The following is a 13,819-nucleotide window of genomic DNA, read 5'->3' on the forward strand; positions in this document are numbered from 1 at the left end:
CGCGATGATTCAAAATCGGAACGGATCGCTGGAAGCGATTCAGATCACGCCTTTATTCCGTGGCGTTCAAGATCTGCTTGAAGCGTCTTGGCATCGGTGAACAGCACGGCTTGCCAGCCGGCCGCCCTGGCGCCGTCGACATTCTTCTGGCTGTCGTCGATGAACAGCGTCGCGGACGGTTCGAGGCCGAACGCAGCAACGTGATGGTCGTAAATATCACGATCCGGCTTGATCTTGCCGATCTCGCCGGAGATCGTCACACCACGTGGACGATCGAGGAAATCGAAGCGTTTGCGGGCTTCGGCCAAGGTGTCGGCGGCGAAGTTGGTCAGCATGGTCACGTCATGGCCGCTCTCGATCAGGCCGAGCATGATGGCGACGCTGTCGTCATAGGCATGCGGCACCATGTCGTGCCAATGCCTTCGGAAATTGCGGATGTTTTCCGCGTGATCGGGATGCTCGGCGATCAGCAGCGCCTCGGCCTCTTCCCAGGTCCGGCCGCGATCCTGCTCGACGTTCCAGTCATGCGTGCAGACATTGTCGAAGAACCATTTCCGCTCCGTCTCGTCGGGGATCAGCCGGCTGAACGGAATGCTGGGATCGTAGTGGAGCAACACTTTGCCGATGTCGAAAACGATGTGGCGGACTTCAGTCATGGGGCCTCGTTGCACTCAATGGTGACGGCTTTTTCGTCGCGCCGGGTATCGCAGCCTCGATTGCCTTTTTCATGACAGTCGGCAGGGCCTCGCCGGAAATCTCTCGGCCAGGCGACCAGAAATGCCCTTCCGGGGCATCACCTTTGATGTGGGCATGAAAGACGTCGAGTTCGAGAGCGAAATGGGTGAAGACATGTGTAATTGTTCCGGCCCGCCGCCATTCGCCGGGAAAGGGCGCCGCCGCCGGCGTGGTGGCTCCATCCACCCGTGCCGTCCAGGCGCTGGTCGGCACCTCGGTCATGCCGCCGAGCAAACCTTTCTCCGGCCGTTTGCGCAGGAGAATGGCGCCGTCCTCGCGCACGGCGACGAAAGCGGCGCCGCGCCGCAACGGCTTGTCTGCCTTCGGCAGGCGAACCGGGAAATGTTCAGGGTCGCCCGACAGGATCGCGGTGCAATCCTCGCGCAGTGGGCACAGCATGCAGCGCGGCCGGCGCGGCGTGCAGATCGTGGCGCCGAGATCCATCATCGCCTGGGCGAAGTCGCCCGGCCTTGCTGGCGGCGCCATTCGCTCGACATGGGCGCGTATCTCGGCCTTGGCCTCGCTGAGCGGCATTGTGATCGAAAACAGCCGGGAGATGACACGCTCGATATTGCCGTCCACGACAGCCGCAGGGCGGTCGAAGGCGATTGCCGTGATGGCCGCCGAGGTGTAGGCGCCGATGCCGGGCAGGTCTCTCAAAGCGGCCTCGGTGTCGGGGAACCGGCCGCCACGAGCCGCCACCAGATCGGCGCAGGCCTTGAGGTTGCGCGCGCGGGAGTAGTAGCCGAGCCCCGCCCAGGCCTTCATCACGTCCTCGATCGGTGCCTCGGCCAGCGCCTCGACGTCAGGCCATTTCTCGACAAAGGCGCGGAAAAAGGATTTCACCGCCTCGACGGTGGTCTGCTGCAGCATGACTTCGGACAGCCAGATGCGGTAGGGGTCGGGCCGCACGCCTCGGGCATGGTCGCGCGGCGAAACCCGCCAAGGCAGTTCGCGATGATGCACGTCGTACCAGGCGAGCAGGCGCGACGCGGTATCGCCTGGCGTTGCCCCATCGGTCTGGGCCTTGCGGGTCTGATCTGCTGGTGCCATTGATCTTGTGTTGGCCTGGCCGATATCGGGTGAGGTCGTGGCTGGAGAACGCACATGGCAGGGAAAAGGCCCTTCGGCAATCCCGTTCCGGTGAGCGATCTTGCCACCGAGATCCTCGATCCGGTGCTGCGCAAGCGGGCAGGCATCTCGATTGGTCTCGTCCAGTCCTGGGAAGAGATCGCCGGCCCGCGCCTTGCCAGCCGCTCGCGGCCCGAGAAAATCCAGTGGCCGCGCCGCCTGCATGAAGATGATCCGTTCGAGCCGGCCGTGCTGGTCATCGCCTGCGAGGGCATGGCGGCGCTCCACCTGCAGCATGAGACGGGTGAGATCATCAACAGGGTCAACGCTTTTCTCGGCTTCAATGCCATTGGCCGCATCAGGATCGTACAGAAGCCTGTAATATCAGGCAAAGTCCGGTCAAAACCTGCCCTCAGGCCGCTGACCGAGGCCGAAAAAATGAAACTGTCCGATACTGTCGGGCTGATTGAAGATGACGGGCTGCGCGCCTCCCTGGAAAGGCTGGGTGCGACAATTCTTGGCGGGAGGAAAGTCTAGTTCCCACTGGAAAGAGTCACAGGTTTGTCGTTAATCTCGCGCATTCGTGATCACCCTTGTCAGGTTTCGCGATTGGATTGGGGACAGGGATGCCTTAATTCGCGCCAACTCTCGCTTTTTCGTGCTTTTGCATTGCAAAATCCAACCCTTGTCAGGTGATTCGTATGAGCCGTTCCTCGTTTGGCCCAAGCTTGTCTCGCAGAAACGTCCTGTCTTCGCTGGCCGCCATTCCGGCGGTCGCCCTGCTCGCCGCCTGCAGCGACTCCGGCGAACAAGCCAAGGCCGCGGATGTAAAGCCCGCCGATCCGGCCACTCCCGCGAAGCCTGCCACGCCGGCGGCGGTTCAGGTGCCGGAAGCACAGGGCACCGTCGACATGGCCGAATTGCTGAAGCCGGGCGCACTGCCCGACAAGCAGCTTGGCAAGGACGATGCGAAGGTCACCATCGTCGAATACGCTTCGATGACCTGCCCGCATTGCGCGCATTTCGCCGAAACGACCTTCCCGGAGCTGAAGACGAAGTATATCGACACCGGCAAGGCCCGCTATATCCTGCGCGAATTCCCCTTCGATCCGAGCGCGGAAGCCGGTTTCATGCTGGCGCGCTGCGCCAAGGACAACTATTTCCCGATGGTCGACGTGCTGTTCAAGCAGCAGGCCAACTGGGTTGGCGTGTCGAACACAAAGGATGCGCTGCTGCAAATCTCGAAGCTTGCCGGTTTTACACAGGAGTCCTTCGAGGCCTGCTTGACGGACCAGAAACTTCTGGACGATGTGAGATCGGTCCAGAAGCGTGGCGCCAATGAATTCAAGGTCGACTCGACACCGACCTTCTTCATCAACGGTAAGACCTACAAGGGGGCGATGTCGATTGAGGAAATGTCGGCCATCATCGACCCTCTGCTCTGACATCGGCTCAGCGCTGAGGCGGCGGCGTTTCGGCGCGGCCCGCCTTTATGAGGCGCGTGAATGAAGTTTTCGCGCCTTCGCCTGCTCGGTTTCAAGTCCTTCGTCGAACCCGGCGAGTTCGTGATCGAACGCGGCCTGACGGGTATTGTCGGGCCGAACGGTTGCGGCAAGTCGAACCTCGTCGAGGCGTTGCGCTGGGTGATGGGCGAAAGCTCCTACAAGAACATGCGCGCGTCCGGCATGGACGACGTGATCTTTTCCGGTTCGGGCACGCGGCCCGCACGCAACACCGCCGAAGTCACGCTGTTCCTCGACAACAGCGATCGCTCGGCGCCGGCCGCCTTCAACGATGCCGACGAGTTGCAGGTGTCACGCCGCATCGAACGCGAGGCAGGCTCCCTTTACCGGATCAACGGCAAGGAAGCGCGCGCCAAGGACGTGCAGCTTCTGTTTGCCGACCAGTCGACCGGCGCGCGCTCGCCGTCAATGGTCGGGCAGGGCCGTATCGGCGAATTGATCCAGGCCAAGCCGCAGGCGCGTCGCGCACTTCTCGAAGAGGCCGCCGGCATTTCCGGCCTGCATACCCGCCGTCACGAGGCGGAATTGCGGCTGAAGGCTGCGGAACAGAATCTCGAACGCCTGGACGATGTCGTCGGCGAACTGGAAAGCCAGATCGAGAGCCTGAAACGCCAGGCGCGCCAGGCTTCCCGCTTCAAGAACCTGTCGGCCGATATCCGCAAGGCCGAAGCGACGCTGCTGCATCTGCGCTGGACATTGGCCAAGACCCAGGAAGGCGAGGCGCGCTCGGCGCTGGCGAACGCCACGGCACTTGTCGGCGACCGCGCCGCCGCGCAGATGAACGCCGCCAAGGAACAAGGCATCAGCGCACATCGTCTGCCTGAGCTGCGCGACGCGGAGGCCGCCGCTGCCGCCGCCTTCCAGCGCTTGTCGATCGCCAGGTCGCAGATCGAGGAGGAAGCCGGCCGCATCCGCGCCCGCCAGACGGAGATCGAGCGCCGGTTGCAGCAGCTCGATGGCGACATCGCCCGCGAGGAGCGGATGGTGCGCGACAATGCCGATGTTCTCGAACGCCTGCGCACCGAAGAAGCCACGCTGAATTCCGAAAACGCCGGCGCCGCCGAGCGCGAGGCCACCACCCGCGCGGCATTCGAACAGGCGGCATCGACGCTTGCACGAAGCGAAGCCACGCTTGCCGCGCTGACCGCTGAACGGGCCGAGGCCGCCGCTTCGCGCCATCAGATCGAACGGACGCTGCGCGAAACCGCCGAGCGTCGCGACCGCTTTGCCCGCCAACTCGCCGAGGTGGACCGCGAATTGTCGGACATCCTCTCGAAGATAGCCGGCCTGCCGGATCCTGCCGAGAAGCGGATACTGGTCGAACAGGCCGTCGCGCTGCTTGAAGAATCCGAGGCCGCGGTGGCGCAGGCCGAGCAGTCGGTCATCGATGCCCGTGCCGCCGAAAGTGCCGCTCGCCCACCGTTGCAGGACGCAAGGGCGGAACTGGCGCGGATCGAGACCGAAGCCCGGACGCTGGCCAAGATTCTGAACGCGGCCAGCGGCGATCTCTTTCCTTCGGTGCTGGAGCAGATCAGCGTCGAGCGCGGCTTCGAGACGGCGCTGGGTGCGGCCCTTGGCGAAGACCTGGACGTGCCGCTCGACCGCAGCGCGCCGGCGCATTGGGGCGAAAGTCAGATCCAGCCTGGCGACGCTGCCCTGCCGGAAGGGACCAGAAGCCTCGCCAGCGTGGTTCGCGCCCCGGCGCAGCTTGCCCGCCGCCTGGCGCAGATCGGCATCGTCGAGGCCGCCGATGGCCGCCGGCTGCAGGCGCTGCTCGCGCCCGGCCAGAGACTGGTCAGCCGCGAAGGTGCGCTCTGGCGCTGGGACGGCCTCACCGCCAGCGCCGATGCGCCGACGGCCGCGGCGCAAAGGCTGGCGCAGAAGAACCGGCTTGCCGAACTCGATGCCGAGGCGGTGCAGGCGACGCTCACCCTGCGTCAGGCCGAGGAGGCGCTGGCGCAGGCTGAACAGGCGCTTCGCCAGGCAAGCGAGGCCGAGCGCAACATGCGTCAGGCCGGGCGCGACGCCCAGCACCGACTGGACGCCGCCCGCAATGCGCTGGTCCAAGCCGAGAAAGCCGGCGGCGAACTATCGAGCCGTCGCGCCGCTCTGGACGAGGCGCGTGCCCGCATCGTCGACAGCCATGAGGAGACCTCGGCGGCGTTCGTCGAGGCCGAAATGCTGCTGCAGGACGCGCCCGATCTTGGCGACCTGCAATTGCAGCTCGAACAGTCCTCGGCCAATGTCTCCCGCGACCGTGCCACGCTTGCCGACGCGCGCGCCGTCCATGAAGGCTTGCGGCGCGAAGCCGAGGCACGCACGCGCCGGCTCGATGCCATCGGCGCCGAACGCAGCAACTGGTTGGTGCGCGCCGAGAACGCCTCGACGCAGATCGCCTCACTCGGCGAACGCAAGGCCGAGGCCGAGGCCGAGCGCGAGCGATTGGCCGATGCACCAGACGAGATCGACGCCAAGCGGCGCGCCTTGCTGTCGCAGCTCACCGAGGCCGAGACCTTGCGCAAGGCTGCTGCCGACCGGCTGCAGGAAGCCGAGAACAGACAGGCCGAACTGGACAAGGCGGCCACATCAGCCATCCAGTCGCTGGCCGAGGCACGCGAGACCCGTGCCCGCGCCGAGGAGCGGCTGACGGCGGCCGACGAGCGCCGACTGGAGGTCGAGGCGCGCATCCAGGAAACGCTGAACACGCCGCCGCATCTCGTCATTCGCCATACCGGGCTGGAAGTCGACGATCCGATGCCTGAAATGGCCGACATTGAACGCCAGCTCGATCGGTTGAAGATCGAGCGCGAACGGCTCGGCGCCGTCAATTTGCGCGCCGAGGAAGAGCAGAAGGAGCTTTCCGACCGGCTGGAGACCATAGTTTCGGAGCGCGAGGACATCATCGAGGCGATCCGCAAGCTCAGACAAGCGATCCAGAGCCTCAACCGCGAGGGCCGCGAGCGGCTTCTCGCCGCTTTCGATGTGGTCAACAGCCACTTCCAGCGGCTGTTCTCGCATTTGTTCGGCGGCGGCACGGCGGAATTGCAGCTGATCGAATCCGAGGATCCGCTAGAGGCGGGGCTGGAAATCCTTGCCCGCCCGCCCGGCAAGAAGCCGCAGACCATGACGCTGCTGTCGGGCGGCGAGCAGGCGCTGACGGCGATGTCGCTGATTTTCGCCGTGTTCCTGACCAACCCGGCGCCGATCTGCGTGCTCGATGAAGTCGACGCGCCGCTCGACGACCACAATGTCGAACGCTTCTGCAATCTCATGGATGAGATGGCCAAGACCACCGAGACTCGCTTCGTCATCATCACCCACAATCCGATCACCATGGCACGCATGGACCGGCTGTTTGGTGTGACCATGGCCGAGCAGGGTGTCAGCCAGCTCGTTTCGGTGGACCTGCAGGCCGCTGAAGCCATGCGCGAGGCGAACTGAGCCGCCGGCCATAGGTCTTGCGCGACGTGCCGGCTGGCCGGTCGGGGGCGCGGCTTGGTTCAGACATAGGTCTTCGGCTCGACAAGATTCTTCATCTGGCGAAGGTAGAAACAATAGAAGCCGAATGCCGCGGCGAACCACATGAAGGCCTCGCCCATGGCCAGCCGATTGTTCGAATTGCTGAGGATGGTGATGGCGAAGAAGACCAGCGTCGAGATGTAGCACGACCATGCGGCAGGAGCGATGAGCTTGGCCCGCATGGCCAGCAGGACCTGCCTGGACGACCACATGTAGAGAAAGGCATAGAACGCCAGCCCGACCAACCCATAGCGCACCGCTATCTCCAGATAGCCGTTGTGGAAGACGTTGAAGATGTCGGGATGATAGGTCCTGTTTTGCCATTCGGTGAGCCAGCTGGAACTGGCTCCGAAGATCGGGTGGCGTTTCAAGATCTCGATCGCGTCGGCCCACAGCATCAGCCGTTCCTTGGCCGCGGCCGGCACCGTATCGCTCGCGATGGCGTGGTCGAAGGCCGATAGCATGCCATGGCTCAAAACATCAGATACCAGGGTCCTGATGAAGACCATGGTATCGCCGGCGGTGGACCAGAAGATGTCGTATGTGGCGACAACGCCGGCGGCCACGATCGCCAGCACTCCGCCCGCTATCATCAGCTCGCGGCGATGGCCTCGTGCCAGGGTCATAAGCGCCAGCAGGAGCAGGACGGGCGCGAGCGCAAGCCAGACGCCCTTCGACCGCAACGCAATGATGTTGGCCAGGGCAAATACCAGGACAGCCGCCGACAGCGCCCAGTGCAGGCTCCTGGCAGTGGTGGTCAGATCCGTTCTTTGCGCCGTGTATGCCATGAACTGCAGCGTGCAGAGGAAGAGGAAACCGGCCGCCACAGACGCGTGAATGGAATTGTTGAAAAGCCGCGGTTCCGGTCTGATGCCGTGAAGGATCTCCGAATAGCCGGTACCCGCCGCCAGGGAGACGAGACTGAGGATCATGAACCAGAGGACGAGCCGCGCTGGCTGCCTGACGAACAGCAAGAGAGAGAAGCCGGTCGTCGCATAAAACGCCGGAAACAGGTAGATGCCTTCGGCGCTGCCCAACTGGCCGGTGCCGAAATAGACGATCGCCATCCGGATGAAGACATAGGCCGACCAGCCCAGGCATAGACAGCCGACCCATCCGATCAGCGGTTTGCCGTAGGTCCACAGGTCCATCCTGAGCCAACGGGCGGCTGCAACAGCGACGAGCGCCAGCCCTGCATAGCGATAGGTATCGGCCTCGCGCCAGGCCGAGGAGACCAAGGCGAGAATGGCGAGTGCCGCAAGTACCAGAATGAGGTTGTTGCGCGGCCAGTCGTCCCTGGCGTAGTCCGGGATCTCGCGCGCCAGGGGCGGTCGCAGCAGCGTGTGATGCAGGCGGCACAGCTGGTCCTTGGCCCGGAACACCGCGGCGCCCCAGCGGTGCGGCCAGGGAAACCGCGCGAATTTGTAGCTGCCGGAAGGGCCGGCTATGCCTGAGATAGCGCTGCTGGCGCCGAAGCCAAGCACGTTTTGGCGGACCGAATAGACTTTCAGGCCAGTATCCCAAAACCGTTCGAGTGCGACGTCCCACGGCACTTTCATCACCGCTAGCGCCGACAACAGGCCCTGGGCACCCTCCCGGGTCACCAGATAGGCGGCGGCCGAACCTTGCGGGCCATGCAGTGCCCGGCCGATCTCATCGCCTTCCGTCGTCACTACGGCGCGCATGAACAGGCTCATACGATGGTTAGTCAGCTTGATGACGTCGAAATCCGGCACCGCGGCGATGACGGCCTCGATGCGTCGTCTGGTGTCTTCGCCGAAGAGCACGTCGTCCTCGATGATCAGGCCGTAGGCACTGCCGCTTGCCAGGAGCGCTTCCAGCGCATGGATATGGCTGCGGTAACAGCCATACTCGCCGGGCAGGATGTCACGTCCGCTCAGTTTGCGCGCGGTTGGAAGATCGATCTCCGTCCAATCCTTTTCAGCCAAGACGCGGCCATCGACGGCGGCAATGCGCTGCAAGGTCAGGCCGGACGTTTCGGCGCTGGCGAGCAATTCGCGCCAGCGGCCGGTCTCGCGACCGAGGTTGATGGCGAAGATAGGAAGGTTCATTAAAATTTCGGCCGATCTTGTATGGAAAGAGGGAGATGTTCAAGGCGATACTGCTCAGACCATGTGCAAAGTAGCGCCCGATTTGCCGCGATTGCGTTGGTTCTACTGGATTTATGGCGTCGTGGAATTGTTAGCCAATCAGCTCAAGGGAAGATCGTGAAGATGCTCTGGGGTCCCCCTGCGTCCGGAACGGATCTTGATCGTCTGGCTGGGGCGCCAGGATTCGAACCTGGGAATGTCGGTACCAAAAACCGATGCCTTACCACTTGGCGACGCCCCAATAGCCATCAGAGTCGCTTGTGCGGCGCGTTATTAGCAGAGCAGCCGAAAAGCACAATGCTTATGAGCAATCGCGGGAACACTCAATCGACCAGCAGCGCGGTTGGCGCTAGGTGATCCACAAAACGGACTATTCGGACCACACGGCCAACTCATTGCCGGCCGGATCGACGAAATGAAAACGTCGGCCACCCGGAAACGGGAAGATCGGCTTGACGATCGTGCCGCCAGCGCTTTCGACAGCGCCGAGGGTTTCCTCCAGATTCTCGCTGTAGAGCACGGGCAGCGGCTTTGCCGATGCTTCCGCGGCATCGGCCTGAAAACCGCCGTCGAGGCCTTCGGCAAAGGCTGAGTAGGTCGGCCCGTAGTCGGTGAACGACCAGGCAAAGGCGGCACTGTAGAAAGCCTTCACCCGGTCCAGCGTGCCGCCGGTCGCCGGCATTTCCAGATAGTCGAGTTTTCCATTCTGTTTCATGAGGTACCTCTCGTTCCCTTTATGTTCTAGACGTCGAACCGTAAGGTGGCAAGTCTTTTTGCCGCATGCCTCGGAAGGGCTTTTCTTAATCGATTGTAGCGGCCAGCCGGCTTTTCCGGCGCTTGCCTTTCGCACTGCAGCATCATATCGCTCCAAAGTCGGACACGGGCGGAACTTTCCGTTTCGCCAATCTTTCCAATCTCCTGCAACCGGAGAGCAAAGCATGACCAAATGGGTTTTCACCTTTGGCGATGGTGCGGCGGAAGGCCGTGCCGGCGACAAGAATCTGCTGGGCGGCAAGGGCGCCAATCTGGCCGAGATGTGCAGCCTGGGCCTGCCGGTGCCGCCGGGCTTCACCATTACCACCGAGGTCTGCAACGCTTATTATGCGAACGGCCGCATCTATCCCGCGGGACTGGAAGCCAATGTCGCGGTCGCGCTCGATCATATCGGCCGGCTGACCGGCCGCCGCTTCGGCGATCCGTCAAAGCTGTTGCTGGTGTCGGTGCGCTCCGGGGCCCGCGCCTCGATGCCAGGCATGATGGACACCGTTCTCAATCTCGGCCTGAACGACGAGACGGTCGAGGCGCTGGCCACCGATTCCGGCGATGCGCGCTTCGCCTATGACAGCTACCGCCGCTTCATCCAGATGTATTCCGATGTCGTCATGGGCCTCGATCACGAGGTGTTCGAGGAGATACTGGAAGACCAGAAGGCTAGCCTCGGCCACGAGCTCGACACCGAACTGACGGCCATCGAATGGCAAGGCGTGATCGCGCTCTACAAGGCCAAGGTCGAGGAAGAACTCGGCAGGCCGTTCCCGCAGGACCCGCACGAACAGCTCTGGGGCGCCATTGGTGCTGTGTTTTCAAGCTGGATGAACAACCGCGCCATCACCTACCGGCGCCTGCACGACATCCCCGAAAGCTGGGGTACGGCGGTCAACGTCCAGGCCATGGTGTTCGGCAATATGGGCGAAACCTCCGCCACCGGTGTCGCCTTCACCCGCAATCCCTCGACCGGCGAGAAGCAGCTCTATGGCGAGTTCCTGGTGAACGCGCAGGGCGAGGATGTCGTCGCCGGCATCCGCACGCCGCAGAATATCACCGAGGCGGCCCGCATTGCCGCAGGCTCCGACAAGCCGTCGCTGCAGAAGCTGATGCCGGACGCCTTCCAGTCCTTCGTCACCATCTCCGACAGTCTGGAAAGGCACTACCGCGACATGCAGGACCTCGAATTCACCATCGAGCGCGGCAAGTTGTGGATGCTGCAGACCCGCTCCGGCAAGCGTACCGCCAAGGCCGCGCTCCGGATCGCTGTCGAGATGGCGAGGGACGGTCTGATCACGAAGGAGGAGGCCGTCGCGCGCATCGATCCTGCCTCGCTCGACCAGTTGCTGCACCCCACCATTGACCCGAAGGCCGCGCGCGATGTGATCGGCGTTGGCCTGCCGGCGTCGCCCGGAGCCGCCACCGGCGAGATCGTCTTTTCCTCCGGCGATGCCGAGGACCTCAAGACACAAGGGCGCAAGGCGATCCTGGTGCGCATCGAGACCAGTCCCGAAGATATCCACGGCATGCATGCCGCCGAGGGCATCCTGACCACGCGTGGCGGCATGACCAGCCATGCGGCGGTCGTGGCGCGCGGCATGGGCAAGCCCTGCGTCTCCGGAGCCGGCTCGCTCCGCGTCGACTACAAGGCCGGCACGCTGCTCTCGATGGGGCAGACCTTCCGCAAGGGCGATGTCATCACCATCGACGGCGGCAACGGCCAGGTGCTCAAGGGCGCCGTGGCGATGCTGCAGCCGGAATTGTCCGGTGATTTCGCCGCCATCATGGAATGGGCGGACGCGGCACGGCGCATGAAGGTGCGCACCAACGCCGAAACGCCGCTCGATGCCCGCATGGCCCGCTCCTTCGGCGCCGAGGGCATCGGGCTTTGCCGCACCGAACACATGTTCTTCGACGGCGCCCGCATCGTCGCCATGCGCGAGATGATCCTCGCCGACACCGAGAAGGACCGGCGCGCGGCCCTTGCCAAGCTTCTGCCCATGCAGCGCTCGGATTTCCTGGAGTTGTTCGAGATCATGGCCGGCCTGCCGGTGACGATCCGCTTGCTTGACCCGCCGCTGCACGAATTCCTGCCCAAGACCGAGGCCGAAATCGCCGAGGTCGCGTCCGTCATGAACGTATCGCCAGACAAGCTCCGGCAGCGCACCGAGGCCCTGCACGAATTCAACCCGATGCTCGGCCATCGCGGCTGCCGGCTGGCCGTCTCCTATCCCGAGATCGCCGAGATGCAGGCGCGCGCCATTTTCGAGGCGGCCGTCGAGGCCGGCAAGAAGGCCGGCGCGCTGGTGGTGCCTGAGATCATGGTGCCGCTGGTCGGCCTTGTGAAGGAACTCGATTACGTGAAGGCGCGCATCGATGCGGTCGCCAAAAGCGTCATGGACGAGAGCGGCGTCAAGATCGATTATCTCACGGGCACGATGATCGAACTGCCGCGCGCCGCGATCCGTGCCCATGTCATCGCCGAATCGGCCGAGTTCTTCTCCTTCGGCACCAACGACCTCACCCAGACCACCTTCGGCATCTCGCGCGACGATGCGGCTTCATTCCTGGAGACCTACCGCCAGAAGGGCATTATCGAGCAGGATCCGTTCGTCTCGCTCGATATCGACGGCGTCGGCGAACTGGTGCGCATGGCCGCGCAAAAGGGCAGGGCGACCCGGCCTCAGATCAAGCTCGGCATCTGCGGCGAACATGGCGGCGATCCAGCGTCGATCCGTTTCTGCGAGGAGGTTGGGCTCGACTACGTGTCGTGCTCGCCCTATCGCGTGCCGATCGCCAGGCTGGCGGCCGCGCAGGCTGCGGTGCAGGTGGCGAAGAAGGGGCGTGGCTAAGCCGGTCAGGCTCTATCAAAGCTTACGGTTTTGTATTAAAACTCACGCGAACGTGCTGACGGCATCGCGTAATCTCGACATTGTTCCTGCCCAATTTGCAGGCGGCCCGCCAATTGTCTTCGGAATCAGATGTTGCAGATCTCGCCCGTGCCGTTCCGCTCGATCCTGATCATTCAAACGAAGTTCATAGGTGACATCGTTCTTGCCTCGGCGCTGGCAAGGAACCTGCAACTCGAATTCCCGGATGCAAGGATCGTCTTCCTCTGTGAAGCGCAATTCGAGAACTTCGTGGTTGCGCATGGCATCGCCTCCGAGGTGGTCGCATTCAGGCGGTCCCGCATGCGCGGCACCACTCTGGAGCGCGTAAAGGAGCTTTACGCCACGGTGCGGGCGCTGCGTGGCTTCCGCTTCGACCTGACGATCGACCTGACCGATTCAAAAACCTCACGCATCATCAGTGGGCTCGTCACCGCAAAGACGCGCGTCGGCTATAATCCATCCGAAAGGCCGCTGCGGCTGCTGGAGAGGCAGCCTGCCAATGTGCTTGCCAAACCGTACGGGTTTGGCGGCCAGCATTTTGTCTATCGCTATCTTTCGCCGCTTGAAGCACTTGGGGTCGATCTGCGCGTGACCGTGCCAAGCATCCAGCCGCTGCCGTTCGAGACCGTGAAAGCCCTGACGCTTCTGGGCAAGCATCATCTTCACCCGAACGCCTTTGTCGCCGTCCATGCCGGCGCCAGTTTCAAGGGCCGGCAATGGCAGCCGGAACGGTTTGCCGAGGCGATCGACGAAATTGCAACCGACACCGGATTGGGCGTCGTCCTGGTGGGAGGGCCGGATGAACGCGAGACCGCCGCGCAGGTCCTGGCCAAGACAGCGACGCCGGTCGTCGATCTTGTCGGCACATTGTCGCTCGAGAGCCTGATGGCGGTCCTGAAACAGGCCCGGCTGTTTCTCGGCAATGAGAGCGGCCCGATGCATATGGCTGCTGCCGCGGGCACGCCGGTTGTCGGGCTGTTCGGCCTGACGCATCCTTCGCGCTGGGGACCTGTCGGTGTGCCCAGCATAGCGCTTCGGCCGCCGATGCCATGCGACTGCGTGGCCAAGGACTTGTGCCGCCGGACCGACCCCAGCAAAGCGTGTTGTGTCTGGCGCCTGGAGGTCAAGCCTGTCGTCGAAGCGGCCCGCGAGGTTCTCGCGCGCACCGAGATGAAGCGCGAAGGCGCTGTCTGAGCGGCTGTTT

The 13,819-nt window shown here is 63.5% G+C and carries 9 protein-coding genes and 1 tRNA gene; 5 read left to right on the forward strand and 5 right to left on the reverse strand.

Annotation, left to right across the window (positions count from 1 at the left end; translation table 11 throughout):
* Positions 1-44: 44 nt before the first annotated feature.
* On the reverse strand, positions 45-656 hold the full coding sequence (locus tag FJ548_RS02765) for an HAD family phosphatase (RefSeq protein WP_140610060.1): 612 nt from the start codon (positions 654-656) through the stop codon (positions 45-47).
* Positions 649-1,788, reverse strand: a complete 1,140-nt coding sequence (mutY, locus tag FJ548_RS02770; protein WP_140776679.1) for an A/G-specific adenine glycosylase — start codon at positions 1,786-1,788, stop codon at positions 649-651. Before mutY ends, FJ548_RS02765 begins: the two co-directional genes overlap by 8 nt.
* A gap of 54 nt (positions 1,789-1,842) precedes the next feature.
* Here mutY and FJ548_RS02775 point away from each other — a divergent pair, with 54 nt between their 5' ends.
* From FJ548_RS02775 to smc, 3 genes are all read left to right on the forward strand, one after another.
* Positions 1,843-2,343 (forward strand): DUF721 domain-containing protein, encoded by a 501-nt coding sequence (locus tag FJ548_RS02775; protein WP_140610058.1) that lies wholly within the window; start codon positions 1,843-1,845, stop codon positions 2,341-2,343.
* Between the two features lie 164 nt (positions 2,344-2,507).
* Positions 2,508-3,251 carry a DsbA family protein gene (locus FJ548_RS02780; RefSeq protein ID WP_140693427.1) on the forward strand — a complete coding sequence of 248 codons (744 nt, stop codon included), beginning with the start codon at positions 2,508-2,510 and terminating at the stop codon, positions 3,249-3,251.
* 60 nt (positions 3,252-3,311) lie between these two features.
* On the forward strand, positions 3,312-6,770 hold the full coding sequence (gene smc, locus FJ548_RS02785; protein ID WP_140776681.1) for a chromosome segregation protein SMC: 3,459 nt from the start codon (positions 3,312-3,314) through the stop codon (positions 6,768-6,770).
* Positions 6,771-6,829: 59 nt separating this feature from the next.
* On the opposite strand, the gene FJ548_RS02790 is transcribed toward smc, so the two are convergent.
* From FJ548_RS02790 to FJ548_RS02800, 3 genes are all read right to left on the reverse strand, one after another.
* Entirely contained in the window at positions 6,830-8,920 is a 2,091-nt protein-coding gene (locus FJ548_RS02790) for an O-antigen ligase family protein (RefSeq protein WP_140776683.1), read from the reverse strand.
* A 205-nt stretch (positions 8,921-9,125) separates the two neighbouring features.
* Positions 9,126-9,200: transfer RNA gene (locus FJ548_RS02795), tRNA-Gln, on the reverse strand.
* A 129-nt stretch (positions 9,201-9,329) separates the two neighbouring features.
* On the reverse strand, positions 9,330-9,674 hold the full coding sequence (locus FJ548_RS02800) for a VOC family protein (protein WP_140776685.1): 345 nt from the start codon (positions 9,672-9,674) through the stop codon (positions 9,330-9,332).
* A 223-nt stretch (positions 9,675-9,897) separates the two neighbouring features.
* Here FJ548_RS02800 and ppdK point away from each other — a divergent pair, with 223 nt between their 5' ends.
* Both ppdK and FJ548_RS02810 read left to right on the forward strand, forming a co-directional pair.
* On the forward strand, positions 9,898-12,576 hold the full coding sequence (ppdK, locus tag FJ548_RS02805) for a pyruvate, phosphate dikinase (protein ID WP_140776687.1): 2,679 nt from the start codon (positions 9,898-9,900) through the stop codon (positions 12,574-12,576).
* A gap of 129 nt (positions 12,577-12,705) precedes the next feature.
* Positions 12,706-13,809: a glycosyltransferase family 9 protein gene (locus tag FJ548_RS02810; protein ID WP_140610052.1), complete on the forward strand. Its 1,104-nt coding sequence runs from the start codon at positions 12,706-12,708 to the stop codon at positions 13,807-13,809.
* Positions 13,810-13,819 lie beyond the last annotated feature (10 nt).

This window comes from Mesorhizobium sp. B2-4-17, assembly GCF_006441275.1.
GTDB lineage: Bacteria > Pseudomonadota > Alphaproteobacteria > Rhizobiales > Rhizobiaceae > Mesorhizobium.